Below are 17,064 nucleotides of genomic sequence, written 5' to 3' on the forward strand. Positions count from 1 at the left end.
TAAAAAATGTTACTTATCGTGAGCGTTACAACTGGCCAATAATGCCCTGCCCCAGCGTTAAGGCGCTCACGATTAACAAGCTTGCAACGGCCAATACCGGCGCCGAAGTAGCTTCTTTTCTAAATACTGGCCACAGCCACACTAAGGCGCTCAATAACACCACTCCACACAATTGGCCAAAGGGCAGAATTAATGCGTCTAACGTAACTGGGTCACTCTCGCCTGCGGTTTGCACTAACAACACTAAAATCATGCCTAAGGCACAGCTGACTCCCACCACGGGCAAGATCAGATTAAAGGCCTGCAATCGATGTTTAGCACGCACCATGATCAGATGCGCAAACACACAGCCGCCGGCACCCAACATAAAAATAGCGGCAGCCCCAACGCTAAACAGCAGCCACACGCCTAAGCCCCCAGCCAACACTAATGCCGGTAATTGCCACTGCAGGCTTAAACTGCGTTTGCCCGCCAGACGCGCCTGATACACCAATACGCCTATGCCTAAGGCCAGCGTGAGTCCGCCCCACCACAGCACAAATATCGGCACCCGCGCTTCTACCGCCAACATTAAGCTTAAGCCCAGCACGGCCCACACCGACATTAAACCATCGCTGATGCGTCGGCGTTGGCCCGGACACAAGTCGCCTTTTAATAATACCAAGAGTAAAACGGCCAAAGCGCCGATTGCAGTGAGTGCCAAAGGCGCAAACAAGCGCGCGGCCAAATGATCTGTCATGTGTTCTCCAAGAATAGATTTTTATTAACGATGGCGGCGGGCGTTGGCAATCATGCGGGCAAACATACGCCTAATTTCAACCGGCACCTTATGCGCACCTTGCAACTCTATGGCTTCTACCACAGATAACGCCATGCCAGGCTTGGTGCGCCGACTCAGGGCACGCTCGATAATACGACTGACGGGAGTGTGTTTATCGTAAATTTGCGCTTCTTGGCGAAAAATAGGTTCCAAGCCGTTTTTAAATAAGTAATGCTCAATGTCGATACTGGGCAACACGGTTAAGCGGTCTTCTTCACGATCACCGCGTAACTGACTGCGCACCCCTTGGGCATATTTTTGTCCTGCTTCGTCGCCATCGGTTAACAAGTGCCAGCCAATACCAAAATCTCGCGCTACTTTAATCAGCGGGCTGTGGCCACATTGGGCAAATTCAATAATACGAATGCCTTCTGCCGGCAACACATAGCCACAAATTCGTGCCAACTCATTGAGTAGCCAAATTTCAGTTTCTCCTTCCACCAATAACCAATAGCGGGCAAAGAGTGACATAGGTCGGTTAATGCGCACATGAAAAGCAATACGGCGCATATCTTCGCCATTGTACTTTTCATTGCCAATTTGAAAACTCTTAGTTTCGTCTTTGTAGCGCACCAAGCGGCGTAAATGATGCAGCGGAAACGCCGATAATAAATCACCCGAGTTGGTGGTCACCAATTTTTGGCCGGGAAAACGATCCAAGATACCCCAAGTAGCAGCCAGTACCGTGGGGTGCAGCCGGCTTTCTGGGTCTTCGATTAACAACAAGGGCCGCGCGCCCTCTTCAATGGGCCGACCACCGCGCGCTTGTAATATGGTATGGGCCACCGCCGTCAACGCCAGTGATAACTCGCTGTCTTCACCTTTCGACTGCCAGCTGTTGAACTTTCCTAACTGACTGAGCGTGACCGGGTGAATGGCAATATCTCGGGCACGACGCGGCGCTCGGCTGGTGGCCCCTTGGGCCGTAAAATAATGCTCTAATAATTGACGAACCGCATCTAAGCCGGCCTTAATGTCGGCTTGGGTAAACTCATCCTCATCTTCAACCGCTAATTGCGCACTGAGCTGAGTTAATAATTGATCGTAATCACCATTTAAGTTCACTATCGGCAAGTCTTGCGGCGTACCCCTCGAGTCTCTCAAGCGAAACACCGGATTCATTTCAATCAATTGGTGCACTATTTGCTCCGTATCTTCACAGAGCAGCTCGCCGCCGACGCCATTCATAAAGCCGTGTTCACTCACCACCCCAGCTTCGGTGCGCCGCGCACCAGCCCGATAATGAATACGATGAAAACCGTCTTTGTGTTTAACCCACGCCGGTGCCAATCTGGCCAAACGTAATGAGTGCTCACTGATACCGGGCCTATGCTCGCGATACGTCAGCGTGATGGAGAGCTCAGTGACCGGCTCATCAGACACGGAGCGATAAAAATCATCCTCCACAAACTGATAACAGCAGCCGCCTTGGCCCATTAGTCGCCATAAGGCGCGAAATAAACTGGTTTTTCCCCAGGCATTTTCGCCCATCAGTGCCGTGCTTTGATTAAGGGTGAGCGACAACTGATTGAGACCCATGAAATTGCGGATCTGGATATGCTCAAGAAACATAATCGGCCCTTGATGAATGGCTCATGGCGAGCTCGCCCAACGCCACTGAGGGCGCCTCCTAACACCAAACCCAATGAAAAGGTCGAGCAATGAATGATGATAAAATACGTTTAGTCGTGATAGCGCACGTTTAGTTGCGATAAAGTACTTTGATCAAATGATAGCCAAAGCGGCTCTTTATGGGGCCTTGAATGGCCAATTCGGGACCACTGAACACGGCTTTGTCGACCGATCCCACTAAATCGCCCTTCTTAACCTCGCCTAAATCGCCGCCCCGTTTACCGGAAGGACAGGTGGAATGCTTTTTGGCCAACTGATGAAAATCGGCTCCTTTACTTAATTTCAGTTTAAGCGCCTCACATTCGGCTTGAGTATCCACCAAAATATGCACCGCACAGGCACGCTTAGCCATAATTAATCCCAGTCATAAAAATATCGCTGCAGTGTGCCAAAAATCACATAAACAGGGAAGCGTGGCCGTAAGTTGGGCGCGATACGCTTAAACAAAAATCCCCCGATAGTCGGGGGATTTTAGACTTTACTCGATGCTAGTTGCGCAATTACGCGACGGCGAGGGCCACGGTTTCTGCATCGGTTTGCACCAATTCATTGTGTAACGACACCACAGAACGCTCGTAATATTCATCATCGACGATAAACTGCATTTCTACGGCGCGTAATGACTGGTGCACGGCACGTACCGGGACACCGGCTTTATTCAGGGCTGCTACCGAGCGGGCCAACAAGCCGGGAATACTCATGTCACTGCCTACAGCGGATACCACAGACACCTTATGGGTGTTAACGTCTGCGTGTTCAAAGCGGCGCTGCAGCGCGCTCACCAAGGTACGCACGGTTTTACGATTGCCAGAAATATAATAGGTCAGCGTATTGGCGTTCATGTCTTTCGACACTAAGTTCAAGCGCATGCTATCCAGCTCATCGGTAAAACACTCTGCGTAATGGGAAACGCGGCCCACCATATCTTGATCAAACAGCTCAACGGCAAAGATATTACGGCGCCCGGCCACCATCTCCACACAAGGTGACGGACTGCGATAATCGGTAGTGATCAAAGTACCTTCGTGATCCGGCTCAAAGGTGTTGCGCACTCGCAATGGAATATCTTGTTGGCGCAGACCTTTCGCCGCTTGCGGGTGAATCGCTTCCATGCCTAAGTTAGACAGTTGATCGGTCACATCATAGTTAGTACGACCAATGGGGATCACTTGGTCTTCGCCGGCCAAGCGCGGATCGGCACTGCTTAAATGGAATTCTTTATGAATAATGGCTTCACGCGCGCCACTTAATACCGCTAAACGACTAAAGGTCATTTCGCTGTAACCTCGGTCAAAGCGGTTCATTAAACCTTCTTGGCAATGGGCATAACCGGTAGCGACGGGCAGCTGGGTGGTTAAGTCAAAGCGCGCCAGTGTCTGAGTTAACACCTCATCAAGCGGCAAGGCTTCGTCACTGCGCCAGCCCGTTAAGTCCATTAATACTGCATTCACGCCGCTTTGGCGTAAATACAACACCATATTGTGCGCGCTGTGTGCTTCACCCATGGCGGCCAACAGCTCACGAATGGTTTGTAATTGCTCGGCTAATTGAAACTGACCAAAGGCGCAAACTTGGCGCAGATGATGCAAACAATCACGAATACCGGCAATGCGCTCTTGTAGAAACGAGTCGGCCAAGGCGCGCTCAGGGGTGTGCCCAAACATATCTTCGTTAATTTTCGCCATGCGATCGAGGACGTTATCGAGCGCTTGCTCCCAAGCACTGTCGTCTTCTGCATCAGCATAAGTGGCATAAACACCGGGCGCGCCGGTGCGTTTGCACTCCAGCAAGCCATCTGTCACACCGCCAAAGGCCGACACCACTAACAGACGCTGGTAGTACTGCTCTGGGGTACGATTATGCAAGATGATGTTATCGCGGACCGCTTGATACTCGCTCATGGAGGTACCGCCGATTTTTTCTACTGTGTGTGACAAGTTATTCCCTTAATGTTTATTAAACAGGTTTTCACTGTGTTCGCACATTTTCATTGGGCTTGGGGTTTGGCGCCTAGATGTGATTTACCTTAACGCACCCTGCCCAGTGAAAATGTTCGTAAACGGGGGCCAGCCCCCGTATCCAGCAAGCATTACGTTATTTAGGTTACCGATTACTCGGTGTCGAGTGCGTATACGCCGTCGGCGTCGTGCACTTCTTTACCGCTTAGTGGCGGGTTAAATACACACGCCAGCTTCATATCTTCACTGCCACCACGTAACAAGTGATTGTCGTGCTTGTCCAAGATATACAAGGTGCCAGGCTTAATGGGATAAATTTTACCATCGGCTAAATCTTCAATTTCACCGTCACCACTCATGCAATACACAGACTCTAAGTGGTTCTGATAATGAATATGGGTTTCGGTATTGGCATAAATAGTGGTGATGTGAAAAGAAAAGCCCATGTTGTCGTCTTTCAACAACATACGGGTGCTTTCCCAAGTCCCAGTTTCTGATTTCACACGACGCTCAGTTTGCTCACATTCAGCTAAGGTACGTACTATCATGCTATTTCCTTTCTTTAATACTGTATTCAGTGCGGCGTGACGACTTGGCACACCACACTCACTTAATAGATAACTGCCCACCGACAAGATTTGCGTGTTCGGTGGGTCAAGTATTGATGTTATGACGCTTTACGTAAGCGCTCAGCGTCGGTCTCTGCTGCTGCTTCTTCTAACCAATCTAGGCCTTGGTTTAATTCAGCCTCAGTAATGATAAGTGGGCACAAGCACTTCACGACTTCACCATCTGGGCCGGCAGTTTCAATAACCAAACCACGCTCAAAACATTTACCGGTAATGATGCTGGCAATGTCGCCATCGTAACAGGCCATACCTTGCATCATGCCGCGGCCTTTAACCTTGATGAACAGCTTAGGATAGCGGTCTACCATGGCTTGCATACGTTGATTCAGCAATTCGCCTTTCTTGCGCACTTCTGCGGCAAAGGTGTCGTCTTTCCAAAACAATTCCAGTGCCTTACGTGCGGTAACGAAGGCGTGGTTGTTACCACGGAAAGTACCGTTATGCTCACCGGGCTCCCACTGATCCAGCTCAGGGCGCAGCAGCACGATGGCAAAAGGTAAGCCCATGCCACTTAACGACTTAGACAAAGTAATAATGTCGGGCTTAATACCGGCGGGTTCAAAGCTAAAGAAAGTACCGGTACGGCCACAACCGGCTTGAATATCATCGGCAATCATTAAAATGTCGTGTTCACGACAGATTTTCTCTAAACGCTGCAACCACTTAAAGGAAGAAGCATTCAAGCCGCCCTCGCCTTGTACCACTTCAAACAACACGGCCGCTGGCTTATCTAGGCCACTGGAGTTGTCATTAAGCATGGTTTCAAACAGTAACAGGCTGTCTTCACCGGCACCTGGGTAACCGTCGTACGGTAAACGGCTCACATCGGCCATCGACGTACCGGCACCGCCTCTGTGGTGTTGGTTACCGGTAGCGGCCAACGCACCTAAGCTCACGCCGTGAAAACCGTTAGTAAAGGCCACAATATTGCTACGTCCGGTCACCTTACGAGCCAGCTTCATGGCGGCTTCTACCGCATTAGTACCAGTTGGGCCGGTAAACTGCGCCACATGATCCATGCCGCGCGGCTTTAAAATAACCTGCTGTAAGCTGGTTAAAAACGCCGCCTTGGCGGTGGTGTGCATGTCTAAGCCGTGGGCGATACCGTCTTGCTGAATGTATTCAATCAGCGCTTCTTTTAACTCTGGGTGGTTATGGCCGTAGTTCAGGGTGCCAGCACCGGCGAGAAAATCTAAATAGCGCTTGCCAGATTGGTCGTATAACCACACGCCTTGTGCCTTATTAAAGGTCACCGGAAAAGAACGGGCATAGGTTTGTACACTTGATTCCATTACATCAAAAATATTACTCACATGGACTCCTTAAAGTCTGAGTGCAAATCAAAAACAAAAGATAATTTGGCGATCAACAAGATGAATTAGCATTGCTGTCTGTCACGGGCTGTTAGCCAAGCGTGATGCGAAATAAGATTTCACTGCTGCTATCACCATTAAAATGGCGCTGCTGATCAAAGAGAAGGTGGCGGGCGCCTGAGTCTGTCGCTTGGCTACGCGCAAAGCTTTCAAACAAACCCCAAGAGGCAGCATTATCCGCAGTAATCGTGGTTTCTAGATGGGTGACGCCAGCGCAGGCATCAGATGCTAATAGGTTAGTTAGCAAAGTGCGGGCTAACCCCTCACCACGTGCGCGTTTATCTATGGCTACTTGCCAAACAAACAAAGTGTTTGGTTCAGCAGGTTTGCGGTAGGCAGAGATAAACCCCAGTAGTGAGTTATCTTCCTGGTCTTCGGCCAGCATGCAAGTGTCGGCAAAATGCAGGCATTGCAGAAGATTACAATAGGTAGAGTTAGTGTCGAGTGGCTTACAACGGTCAATCAAACGGTTGACGTGATAACCGTCGGTTGACTGGGGGTGACGCAACAAAATTTGCAGGTCAATGGTTGTGTCCGCTTCTAAGTCTGAATGGGTAGTAATCATTTATAGTCCTAAACTTATTTAGTTAGTGGGCTAAGCAAAAATGCTCCACTAACCTAACAAACCATCAGTCAATTGCAAGCATAACTCGCATTTTTTAATTAGGGCTGCATGCATTTTAGTGATCAATAATGAATGATATATGAAGGATAACACGGCCATTTACCCCCTGATAAACGGCCAAAAATCGCATTTTTCATGCCCCGATCAACCCTGCTCATTTCCGCTCAGAGCAGGTCTCAACAGAGCTGCTACTATCAAAGCAGTGGTAATAAAGTGTTGCCACCTAGTCAGACTAAATCGGATAGAGATTATGAGCGCAAAAGAGACAGGTACTGTGAAGTGGTTCAACGAAGAAAAAGGCTTTGGATTCATCACGCGTGCATCCGGGCCGGATCTTTTTGTCCACTTTTCTTCCATACAAGGGGATGGTTTTAAAACCCTACCAGAAGGCCAAGCAGTGACATTTATTGTGACCCAGGGTAAAAAAGGACCTCAAGCCGAAGAGGTAGAGCTGGCTTGATTAACGGTTAGGGCGCCGTGCAAGCGGCGCCCTAACATTATTTGAACAGGAACCATCCAAGGGTTACCCTCAGTCATTGCAATAGCACGCTTCATTCTCTGACTAGGTATCCCATGATTAAATTTTTCCTCTCTTGTTGTTTTTTACTCTTCTCACTACCACTACTCGCCCAAGACCCACCCGGAGAACCCGACTCAACTGCCGAGGCTGAAGTGCGCACCAGACTCACGCCCTTTATGGAGCGTTACATGCTTGACGAGCTCAAAGCGCTGCGCACCGAAATGGCAAAATTTCAGGTTAAAGTTACCGATGACATTGTACAAAAAGAGCTTAACGTCGCCGATAAAGCGATAAGTTACGCAAACGTGACGGTTACTTACTTCTTTTACCTGTTGGCGGGGGCAGCTTCCGTACTGGCCATTGTTGGCTGGCAATCGTTAAGGGAACTAAAGAAAACTGCTCGCGATTACGCAGAAACTGAGATGAGAAAGATCACCAATACCTATGAACACAAGCTCAAACAGATAGAGCGTGAACTACAACGAAAAACCAAGGTGATCGCGGAAAACTACCGAGAAATTGAACGCTTTCAAGAAATTCATGGCCTGTGGTTACGTGCCAGCCAAGAACAAAGTCCCCAAGCAAAAATTGATATTTACGACCAAATTCTCGATATCAAACCCGGCGATTTAGATGCCATGACCCACAAAGCCGATGCGGCCTTAATGATGAACGAGCGCCAATGGGCACTCAGTTTGTGTAATCGGGTACTGCAGGTGGACCAGCAAAACGCCCATGCGTTGTATCAAAGAGCCTGCGCCCACGCCGGAATGGGCCATGAAGATCAAGCCTTGTCAGATTTAGAACTGGCGGTAAAAAACAACGTGCACTTGGGCGATGTGGCGGCGGAAGATGAAGAATTTGACTCATTACGCCAGCATCCGCGCTTTATTGAGCTCACTCACGAGCATATCGACACCAGCACAACGGACAGTTAACAGGTGATAACAGGCACCCTAAATGCTCATAAAACTTGCCATAATGCTCAACATAAAATATTTTTAACGTGACGTTGAAAATATTGATTTTGCATCCGCATGCTGAGTGCCATACTTTGCGCGAATCAGAGAGCCATCAATTAAAGTGAGAAAGAACATGAGCTTTGAGTCAAACAAGCCATTTCAGGACTTCGCCCATTTCCCTCGCGGTTTACGTCGTTGTGGCGAATTTACTGTCGTAGAAGCCCAACTGCTTGAACAAGCCGGCCACGCTATGTTGGCATTGTATAGTGAACAAACCGCGCCCAACGGCAGCGAAGAGCTGCGTTTCGTTGAACAAGTCAAGGAAGGCAGCGCCACCGACAGCAAACATGCTAAGGTGTGGTTAAAGTATTTAAAGGTAATAGGCCCTAAACGCGTACACCGTTTATGCTCACCCATGACCTCCGGCGGTGATGATGATTTTGAACCCGTAGAAGACAGTTCAGAATAAGTTGTACATTGCGGTCAGTTAAGAGCACCGCCATTATTTTGCAAAGTACCGAGCTTGGCTCGGTATTTTTTTATCTCATTTTTTGGACAGTTCCGGTGTTACCGAATTTAGCTTTGTAGCCGCCCGTCTCTTTGATAAAGAGGACTTCGGCGGTCCGCGTCAGCGGATGATTTCAAACCAACATAAGACCGAGCCGAAGCCCTCTTCTCCGAAGAGACAGACTCCTACAAAATACGATGGCTCTCTAGTCACTATATTTCACTTTACCCATCGAATGTTTTGGCTCTTTTCGCTCTTATCCCAGTTTAATTTTTCCGCGCCTTCCGCGTTCTTCCGTTGCAGAGAGTCTTTAATCTTTTGTTTAGCTAGCGTTTGGTGCTGGACGCTCGGCGCTGTTTTATCTTTAGCTTACCGCTGCTTTTGCTACATGATACTCTTACACCACGCTTTTATTGGCCCGCCGCTTATGCTCTATGTTTTGCAGTAAGTGATACATTAAGCAGTGATGCGTAACGCGAGCACTGGCCCACGCAATTAAAGAATCTAATCCCTATGAGTCAGCCTGCAGTAACACCCAGTTTTTTATTCCACGACTATGAGACGGCAGGCTTGCATCCGGCCTTTGACCGGCCGGTACAATTTGCCGCCATTCGTACCGATGCAGAGCTCAATGAAATTGGCGAGCCCATGATGTGGTACTGCCAGCTGCCCTCTGATTATCTGCCCTCGCCTGAGGCGACGCTAATCACCGGCATTACGCCACAAACCGCCCAGCAACAGGGCTTGTGTGAGGCGCATTTTATTGCCCGCATTCATGAGCAGTTTAGCCAACCTAATACCTGTATTTTGGGTTACAACAATATTCGTTTCGACGATGAAGTGACCCGCTATACCTTATATCGCAATTTTTATGATGCCTACGCCTATAGCTGGCAGCATGGCAACTCCCGTTGGGACTTACTGGATGTAGCGCGCACCTTTTATGCGCTGCGCCCCGAGGGCATTAACTGGCCAGAAGACGAAGACGGTAAGCCGAGCTTTAAACTAGAGCGCCTAACCCAAGCCAATGGCATTGAACACGCCAATGCCCACGATGCCCTGTCGGATGTGCGGGCCACCATAGCGCTGGCCAAATTGCTGCGCCAAGCTCAGCCTAAGTTATTCGACTATTTATATACGCTTCGCAGTAAGCACAAAGTGAAAGCCCTTATCGATGTGATTAACGCCAAGCCATTAGTGCATGTGTCGGGCCAGTTTTCAGCTTGGCAAGGCTGTGCCACTTGGATTGCGCCATTGGCGTGGCACCCAGACAATGCCAATGCGGTGATTTGCGTTAACTTAGCCATGGATCTGACTCCACTTATCGAACTGAGCCCCGAGCTGCTAAAAGAGCGGCTTTACACTAAGCGCGCGGATCTGGGCGAACTGTTACCGGTGCCGGTAAAATTGGTGCACATCAATAAATGCCCGTCATTAGCTAAAGCCGCCGCCCTGAGCGAGCAAAGAGCCGATGAGCTAGATATTAGTCGTGCTCAGTGTCGTGAAAGCCTTGATCTATTGCGTCGCCACCCAGAAATTCGCGAAAAAGTGGTGGCGCTGTATCAATTGCCTCATGATTTTGGCCCCAGCGCTGATGTAGACGGGGCGCTATATGAAGGTGGCTTCTTTGGCGACGCCGATAAGGCAGCCATGGCCATGATCCACGCCAGCTCGCCTGAAGTGCTGGCCACCCTGCCGCTGCAATTTAATGACTCACGATTAAGTGAATTGCTGTTCCGCTATCGCGCGCGTAATTATCCCAACACCTTAAACGAGCAAGAATGGCAGCGCTGGCGTCAGTATTGCCAAGATAAGCTCAGCGCTCAGGCCGAGCCTTATATGCAGCGCCTCGAGCAATTGGTTGTCGATCATCAAGATGATGAAGCCAAGTTGGCATTACTGCAGGCCGTGGCCCGTTATGTGCAAGCGCTTTAACGCCGCCCTTAACTCCGCACTGGTTAAGCATCCGCTGTTTATCTTGCTGCGCGGCTTTAGCCTGTTATTAGCCTGCCTCATCATGGGCAAAGCCATAGCGGGCTTATTACCCTTTGCTTTTCCGGGCAGTATTATTGGCCTCTTGTTGCTGTTCTTTTTACTGGTCAGCCAATTAGTCCCTTTAAACTGGGTACACCAAAGTGGCCAGCTACTACTGCGCCACATGGCGCTGTTATTTATTCCGGTGGCTGCCGGCTTACTTGGCTATGTGGACGTACTCAGCGAGGGATTAGGCTTGATTTTAAGTGCGGCTTTTAGTGGCTTGGTACTGATCTTAGTGGTGGTGGGCCGTTTATATCAACGGATGCAAGCATGATGCTGTGGCTGGCAATGCCGCTCACGGCCGCCTTGTATTTAGCCGTTAAGAAACTGGCGCGCCATTATAAAAGCCCGCTGATCAACACCATTATGCTGCCGGCACTGCTGATCATCGGCTTGCTGGTATTAACGGGCCAAGATAGCAGTACTTATCAGGCAGGCACCAAACCGCTCAACTTATTATTGGAATTGGCGGTGGTGGCCTTTGCTCTGCCCTTGTATCAGCAGGCGGCTAAAATTCGCCAACAGCTGTGGCCAATCGTGCTGTGCTGCAGTATCTCAGTGTTAATTTCGGTAGGCACTACCTTACTACTGGGCGGCATTTTGCATGCCCAACCGCAACTGCTGGCCTCCATTGCCACTAAATCTATCACCACGCCCTTAGCCATGAGTGTCAGTGCCACCATGGGCGGCATTCCGGCCATTGCCGCAGGCTTGGTGATCATAGTGGGCATGATGGGCGCTATTATTGGCTTTCCACTGCTGAAAATCGCCGGTGTGACGCACCCTGAAGCGCAAGGTTTGGCGATGGGTGCCAGTGCTCATGCCATCGGCACCGGTGCAGCTGCCGAAGTGGGGCCGGTGCAAGGCGCTTTTGCTTCATTAGCCATGGTGGTGTGCGGCATTGCTACTGCCTTATTGGCGCCGCCCTTGTTTCATTTGTATCTTTGGTTGATAGGGTAAGAGAAAAGGTGAGGGGTAAGGAGGGAGGCGTGAAGCAAAACCAACGCTTTATACGGTAAGTCGTACACTATACGTCAAAGAAAGTGCCCAATCTTGGAGCCATGAGCCTAATGCCTAACAACAGGAGAGTTCAACTATGAATGACGCACTTAAACAAACGATCGACCAACATCGACTCAACCGGCTAACGCGCTTTAGCCCAGAGCAAATCCAACTGTTAATGGACGCCAGTCAATTGGGCACAGGCGCGCTGGCGTTTGCCTTGTTACCGCTCGCCGAAGCCAAAGCCCAGGTACCAGTCTCTGATTTTGCCGTGGGCGCCATCGCCATAGGCGGCTCGGGTCATTGGTATTTAGGGGCCAATGTGGAGTTTGTTGGTGTGCCCTTACACCAATCGGTTCACGCCGAGCAAGCGGCCATCGGGCATGCGGCGTTATTTGATGAGCAATACATAGAGAGAGTGGTGGTCAGCGCCAGCCCTTGCGGCCAGTGTCGCCAATTTATGCACGAGCTCAATCAAGACGACCTGCTACTGGTTTGGCCCGAACACCATTTTATGCTCAATGAATTACTGCCTCACGCTTTTGGTCCGGCAGATCTTCAGCAAACCTATGGCCTGCTCAATCACCCCACCGCCAATTTAACCGCCAGCTCTCAGCCTACATCGGAACATAAGCCCGATGCACTTACGCTTGCAGCTTGGGATCACGCTTGCGCCAGTTATGCGCCTTACAGTCATAACCGAGCAGGCGTCGCCTTATTATTAAACGATGGCCAAATTTGTCCGGGTCGCTACTTAGAAAATGCCGCTTTTAATCCTAGCCTAGGCGCCTTGCAATTAGCCTTAAGTCAGCTGTATTTGCAGGGTTATACGCTCGCGGACATTAAACGCGCCGTGTTGGTGGAAGCCCTTGCAGAAGTACAACAGGCAGCGCACGCGGCTCTACTATTAGGCCAGCTGTGCGATGTGCCTTTGGAAGCCTTAGTGTTGGCCCGTGAGGCGTGAACAAGCGTTCGCCTAGAATGGACACGGCAGCTAGGTTAGCTGGGTTCTGTGCCCTTCACCCTTCTCTCTTCACGTATTAGCTATTAGAAAAGTGATTGCGGCCCATAAAGGAGTGGCTCAGGGTATTGCCATCGACCAACTCCAGCTCGCCGCCAATTGGCACGCCGTGGGCGATACGACTTACCGCTACGCCGTGGTGACTGGCGATATCAGCAATATAATAGGCAGTAGCCTCGCCTTCTACGGTCGGGTTAGTGGCCAAGATCAGCTCAGAAAATGACTCGCGCGCCAGCCAACTGGCGAGCTTATCTAGCCCTAACTCTTCGGGACCTACGCCGTCCAGCGGCGACAAATGTCCCATCAACACAAAGTAGCGCCCTTGATATTGACCGGTTTGTTCGATGGCCACCACGTCGGCGGGGCTTTCTACGATGCACAACTGGCCGCTCACGGCGCGCTTAGGATTGGCACACAGCGGGCAAATTTCTTCTTCGGTAAAGGTGCGGCACTGGCGACAGTGACCGATTTTCTCTAACGCTTCATCCAATATATGGGCTAAGCGTCGGCCACCGGCGCGTTGGCGCTCTAACATGGCAAACGCCATGCGCTGGGCCGACTTTGGGCCCACACCGGGTAAGATTTGCAAACTCTTGATTAACTCATCCAACAAGGGACTAAAGCGCATAGTCAGACTCTTAGTAATAGCGAGGGATAAATAGGGAGTAGAAATGCCACCCTTAAGTGAGGGTATAGTAACGTAAGCGAGGTAAAGCTGGCTAATCGAACACTCTGGTTGAGAGTCTTAGAGGCAGAAAAATTAAGGTATTATGACCCCTGTGTAACCCCCAGTGATACAGGCACTGGTTAAGTGCCTGAGGATCAAGGGCAAAAATGCCTAGAACGGCATTTTGAAGCCCGGTGGTAATTGCATGCCACCGGTAACTTCACCCATGCGGGATTTATTTTGTTCTTCTACACGACGAACTGCGTCGTTAACGGCCGCAGCCATCAAGTCTTCTAACAGCTCTTTGTCGTCTTGCAGCAAACTTTCATCAATTTCAACGCGACGTACTGAGTGGCTACCGGCCATGGTAACTTTAACCAAACCGGCACCGGCTTCACCTACCACTTCTAACAAGGCAAGCTCTTCTTGCAGCTTCTGCATTTTCTCTTGCATCTGCTGAGCCTGCTTCATGATATTGCCCATTCCACCTTTACCAAACATATCTGCTCACTCTTAGTTAATAAATCATTAAGGGATAAAATACGCCGCATTACTGCGCCATAGGTTCTATGCTGTCGCGGTCTAATTCGGCCGCAAAGCGGGATATCAAAAATTGTACCGCATCATCGGCCTCAATTTCATCTTTTGCTTGGCTTATCGCACTCTGATAAAGCTGCTGCTCAATATCAAACGGCGTTAAGCTGCCCGTCTGCTCACCCACTTGCACCTGTAAATTGATGGCAGCTTGCTGCTGCTCACTTAGCACGGCCGCCAGCTCTACACAGGCTTTGTCATTTAATAAGTGTTTATGATCAGGGTTTAGCCACAATTGCCATTGATTGGGGCTTTGTTGTACAAGGCTGGAGTGCATGGCCAATTGGCGCAATAAGCCACCGAGCGGCAACTGGGCCACCAAGGCGGTCCAGGTATCCGTGGCGTGGGCCAATAAGCTACTGGGCTTTAAGGGTTCCGGATCGGTGGCGGTTTGCGAAGCACCCGAGCGCAAGCCTGCCATCGCATTTAATTCGCCAGAAGCATTCAAGCCACCGGAGGCACTCAAGCCGCCAGAAGCAACAAAAGCAGGCGCAGGATTGGCCGCCTGTGGAAGTGTTTGTGCTCTGGCGGGCGGCGCGCTGGGCCGCGAAGTTGGCTGAGATGAGCGCGAACTCGCAGGAGTCACACTGGATTGCCACGTGGCCTGCGATGCTGTGTTGTCGCTCGCGTCATCCAACCAAGGTGGCAAGTCATCTGCATCCTGCTGCGCACCCATATCCGCATAAGAGTCCAACGGCGGCAGCTCGGCACCTTGGTTATGGCTATGGTTATGTTGGTCATTGCCAAACGACGCCGCCGGGCTCTGAGCCGAAGGTGCTTGCCCCTGACCCAAGGTCGAGCTGTGCGCTGGATTAGACGCTTGGTTGTGCGTTTGAACGCGCTCAGGCACCGCAGTCACAGGGCTCGGCGCCGTGGCAGCTGGGCTGCTAGCATTATCCCCTTTTGATGCAGGAGGCACATAGCTGGGTTGAGCCTGACGGCTTACAGGGGTCGCACCGCGTACAGGCGTATTATCGGTCGCATCTAAGTCGTGACTGCGCAAGCGATTGCGCGTTTGCAGCAAACGACGAATTTGCGCCACATTGGCCGCCGCCGGATCGCCGGTCTCAGGTTCAACCTGCGACGGGTTTGTCTCCGCCAGACTACTGACAGACGGATTAACTGCGGCTGGTGCCTGATTGCTTAACTCCACTGCTGGCGGTGCTTGAACCACTTGTGGAGAGGTACTTGGGATTGGGCTCGGCGTAGGCTGCATAGACGCAGCCGCTTGGTAACCAAACTGCGCCGCCTGCGTCAAAATCGTGTCTTGTTCGTGATAAAGCTGGGCCGCCAGCTGCGCATCCGCCTCATCGCTCACTGCAGTACCTTCAGCTACTGCAGAGCCCTCGATTGCAACGGAGTCTTCAACAGTAACAGAGTCCTCAACCACAACAGAGCCATCACTGGCCTCTGCCGCTTGATTGCCAGCACGTGGAGGCACCGCAACAACAGGCTCATTAGACGCTACAGTAGCGATGGCAGGTGCTAATTCAGGTGGCGCTATCTCTGGCGGCGACATGCGCGGCGGCTCAGGCTTTTTTACAGCATTATGCTCCGTTGCGACAGCTGTCGGCGTGGCACTGCCATGAGCCGCACTCGCCGCTTGAGGCCGAAACGCCAAGGTGCGTAGCAAGGTCATTTCCAGCGCGGCACGACCATCGGCGGCAAAGGGCAAGTCTTTGCGCCCTTGTAGGCAAATCTGGTAATAAAGCTGAATGTGCTCTGGCGAAATTAATGGCGCTAAGCGATTCAGATCATTGGCATAGGGCAGCAAAGGCTGGGCGGGCACTATTTGTGCCAAGGCCAATTGATGCCAAAAACCCACCAGCTCTTTATGAATATGATCGTAATCGGGCCCTTGACTGGCCAGATTGCTCACTTGCGCCAGCATAGCCGCACCATCGCCTGATAACAGCGCATTCACCAAGCTCATTAGCTGGTTATGGTTAAGGTTGCCAAGCATAGACTCAACTTGCGCCAGCCTGATCTCACCGTTACCAAACGCCAGTGCCTGATCCGTTAAACTCAGGGCGTCGCGTACACTGCCATCGGCGGCCCGCGCCAATGCGGCCGTTGCTTCTATTTCAAAGGGCAACTGCTCTTGGCGCAAAATATGCTGCAGCTGACCATCAATCTGCTCTGGCTCTAGGCTTTTCAGATGAAACTGTAAGCAACGGGATAAAATAGTGATTGGTAGCTTTTGCGGATCCGTGGTGGCTAGCAAAAACTTCACATGGGGTGGCGGCTCTTCAAGGGTTTTTAACAGCGCATTAAAGCTGTGGCGCGACAACATGTGCACTTCATCAATTAAGTACACCTTAAAACGGCCACGCGCCGGCTGATACTGCACGTTATCGAGCAGCTCACGGGTGTCTTCAACCTTAGTGCGGCTGGCGGCATCTATTTCTAATAAATCGACAAAACGCCCTTGTTCGATTTCAACGCAACTGCTGCACTCACCGCATGGCTCAGGCGTAATGCCCTTATCGCAGTTCAGCGCCTTAGCCAACAAGCGCGCAATGGAGGTTTTACCTACCCCGCGGGTGCCGCTAAACAGATACGCATGATGCAGCCGCCCTTGAGCAAGGGCATTGACGAGGGCCGTCAACACATGTTGCTGGCCGACCACTTCGGTAAAACGCTGGGGGCGCCATTTTCTGGCCAGAACCTGATAATTCATCGGTAGTTAGTGACCCTTATCATTGGCAGTCTAGTT

General features: G+C 50.8%; 16 protein-coding genes and 1 pseudogene. 7 read left to right on the forward strand and 10 right to left on the reverse strand.

The window, feature by feature from the left end; all coding sequences use genetic code 11:
• Positions 1-25: 25 nt before the first annotated feature.
• The 7 genes from R0134_RS08345 to ectA all read right to left on the reverse strand — a co-directional run bounded on the left by R0134_RS08345 (position 26) and on the right by ectA (position 6,977).
• The gene (locus R0134_RS08345; RefSeq protein WP_319781413.1) at positions 26-739 is read right to left on the reverse strand and encodes a hypothetical protein; all 714 of its coding nucleotides are present in this window, start codon (positions 737-739) and stop codon (positions 26-28) included.
• Positions 740-763: 24 nt separating this feature from the next.
• On the reverse strand, positions 764-2,392 hold the full coding sequence (locus tag R0134_RS08350; protein ID WP_319781414.1) for a DUF2813 domain-containing protein: 1,629 nt from the start codon (positions 2,390-2,392) through the stop codon (positions 764-766).
• A gap of 130 nt (positions 2,393-2,522) precedes the next feature.
• Positions 2,523-2,804, reverse strand: coding sequence for a peptidylprolyl isomerase (locus R0134_RS08355; RefSeq protein ID WP_087034413.1), 282 nt, complete (start codon positions 2,802-2,804; stop codon positions 2,523-2,525).
• Positions 2,805-2,952: 148 nt separating this feature from the next.
• Positions 2,953-4,389, reverse strand: a complete 1,437-nt coding sequence (locus R0134_RS08360) for an aspartate kinase (RefSeq protein WP_319781416.1) — start codon at positions 4,387-4,389, stop codon at positions 2,953-2,955.
• Between the two features lie 173 nt (positions 4,390-4,562).
• Entirely contained in the window at positions 4,563-4,958 is a 396-nt protein-coding gene (locus R0134_RS08365) for an ectoine synthase (RefSeq protein ID WP_319781417.1), read from the reverse strand.
• Between the two features lie 119 nt (positions 4,959-5,077).
• Complete coding sequence (gene ectB, locus R0134_RS08370; protein ID WP_319781419.1) at positions 5,078-6,352, reverse strand: diaminobutyrate--2-oxoglutarate transaminase; 1,275 nt, start codon at positions 6,350-6,352, stop codon at positions 5,078-5,080.
• 91 nt (positions 6,353-6,443) lie between these two features.
• Positions 6,444-6,977 carry a diaminobutyrate acetyltransferase gene (ectA, locus tag R0134_RS08375; RefSeq protein WP_319781420.1) on the reverse strand — a complete coding sequence of 178 codons (534 nt, stop codon included), beginning with the start codon at positions 6,975-6,977 and terminating at the stop codon, positions 6,444-6,446.
• A 310-nt stretch (positions 6,978-7,287) separates the two neighbouring features.
• Between ectA and R0134_RS08380 the strand changes: the two genes are divergently transcribed.
• From R0134_RS08380 to cdd, 7 genes and pseudogenes are all read left to right on the forward strand, one after another.
• Entirely contained in the window at positions 7,288-7,497 is a 210-nt protein-coding gene (locus R0134_RS08380) for a cold shock domain-containing protein (RefSeq protein ID WP_319781421.1), read from the forward strand.
• 248 nt (positions 7,498-7,745) lie between these two features.
• Positions 7,746-8,495, forward strand: a complete 750-nt coding sequence (locus R0134_RS08385; RefSeq protein WP_319781422.1) for a tetratricopeptide repeat protein — start codon at positions 7,746-7,748, stop codon at positions 8,493-8,495.
• A gap of 157 nt (positions 8,496-8,652) precedes the next feature.
• Positions 8,653-8,988, forward strand: a complete 336-nt coding sequence (maoP, locus tag R0134_RS08390; protein WP_319781423.1) for a DUF413 domain-containing protein — start codon at positions 8,653-8,655, stop codon at positions 8,986-8,988.
• A gap of 552 nt (positions 8,989-9,540) precedes the next feature.
• Positions 9,541-10,962, forward strand: coding sequence for an exodeoxyribonuclease I (gene sbcB / locus R0134_RS08395; RefSeq protein WP_319781424.1), 1,422 nt, complete (start codon positions 9,541-9,543; stop codon positions 10,960-10,962).
• 19 nt (positions 10,963-10,981) lie between these two features.
• The gene (locus R0134_RS08400) at positions 10,982-11,338 is read left to right on the forward strand and encodes a CidA/LrgA family protein (RefSeq protein ID WP_413641456.1); all 357 of its coding nucleotides are present in this window, start codon (positions 10,982-10,984) and stop codon (positions 11,336-11,338) included.
• Positions 11,335-12,024, forward strand: a complete 690-nt coding sequence (locus R0134_RS08405) for an LrgB family protein (RefSeq protein WP_319781426.1) — start codon at positions 11,335-11,337, stop codon at positions 12,022-12,024. Before R0134_RS08400 ends, R0134_RS08405 begins: the two co-directional genes overlap by 4 nt.
• A gap of 133 nt (positions 12,025-12,157) precedes the next feature.
• A pseudogene (cdd, locus tag R0134_RS08410) lies at positions 12,158-13,030 on the forward strand (cytidine deaminase); the annotation flags it as partial.
• 76 nt (positions 13,031-13,106) lie between these two features.
• On the opposite strand, the gene recR reads toward cdd, so the two are convergent.
• The 3 genes from recR to dnaX form a co-directional block, all read right to left on the reverse strand.
• A complete protein-coding gene (gene recR, locus R0134_RS08415) occupies positions 13,107-13,715 on the reverse strand; it encodes a recombination mediator RecR (RefSeq protein ID WP_319781427.1) in 609 nt (202 codons plus the stop codon).
• Positions 13,716-13,925: 210 nt separating this feature from the next.
• Complete coding sequence (locus tag R0134_RS08420) at positions 13,926-14,255, reverse strand: YbaB/EbfC family nucleoid-associated protein (RefSeq protein ID WP_087034424.1); 330 nt, start codon at positions 14,253-14,255, stop codon at positions 13,926-13,928.
• A gap of 49 nt (positions 14,256-14,304) precedes the next feature.
• Positions 14,305-17,028: a DNA polymerase III subunit gamma/tau gene (gene dnaX / locus R0134_RS08425; protein WP_319781428.1), complete on the reverse strand. Its 2,724-nt coding sequence runs from the start codon at positions 17,026-17,028 to the stop codon at positions 14,305-14,307.
• Positions 17,029-17,064 lie beyond the last annotated feature (36 nt).

The organism is Oceanisphaera sp. IT1-181 (genome assembly GCF_033807535.1).
In the GTDB taxonomy this organism is placed as follows: Bacteria; Pseudomonadota; Gammaproteobacteria; order Enterobacterales; family Aeromonadaceae; genus Oceanimonas.

Bases quoted from the DNA above. Each gene is read 5' to 3' on its own strand.
- R0134_RS08350 (WP_319781414.1), bottom strand. From the start codon at position 2,392: ATGTTTCTTGAGCATATCCAGATCCGCAATTTCATGGGTCTCAATCAG.
- R0134_RS08355 (WP_087034413.1), bottom strand. From the start codon at position 2,804: ATGGCTAAGCGTGCCTGTGCGGTGCATATTTTGGTGGATACTCAAGCC.
- R0134_RS08365 (WP_319781417.1), bottom strand. From the start codon at position 4,958: ATGATAGTACGTACCTTAGCTGAATGTGAGCAAACTGAGCGTCGTGTG.
- ectA (WP_319781420.1), bottom strand. From the start codon at position 6,977: ATGATTACTACCCATTCAGACTTAGAAGCGGACACAACCATTGACCTG.
- R0134_RS08420 (WP_087034424.1), bottom strand. From the start codon at position 14,255: ATGTTTGGTAAAGGTGGAATGGGCAATATCATGAAGCAGGCTCAGCAG.
- R0134_RS08345 (WP_319781413.1), bottom strand. From the start codon at position 739: ATGACAGATCATTTGGCCGCGCGCTTGTTTGCGCCTTTGGCACTCACT.
- dnaX (WP_319781428.1), bottom strand. From the start codon at position 17,028: ATGAATTATCAGGTTCTGGCCAGAAAATGGCGCCCCCAGCGTTTTACC.
- R0134_RS08405 (WP_319781426.1), top strand. From the start codon at position 11,335: ATGATGCTGTGGCTGGCAATGCCGCTCACGGCCGCCTTGTATTTAGCC.
- recR (WP_319781427.1), bottom strand. From the start codon at position 13,715: ATGCGCTTTAGTCCCTTGTTGGATGAGTTAATCAAGAGTTTGCAAATC.
- R0134_RS08380 (WP_319781421.1), top strand. From the start codon at position 7,288: ATGAGCGCAAAAGAGACAGGTACTGTGAAGTGGTTCAACGAAGAAAAA.
- maoP (WP_319781423.1), top strand. From the start codon at position 8,653: ATGAGCTTTGAGTCAAACAAGCCATTTCAGGACTTCGCCCATTTCCCT.
- R0134_RS08385 (WP_319781422.1), top strand. From the start codon at position 7,746: ATGCTTGACGAGCTCAAAGCGCTGCGCACCGAAATGGCAAAATTTCAG.
- sbcB (WP_319781424.1), top strand. From the start codon at position 9,541: ATGAGTCAGCCTGCAGTAACACCCAGTTTTTTATTCCACGACTATGAG.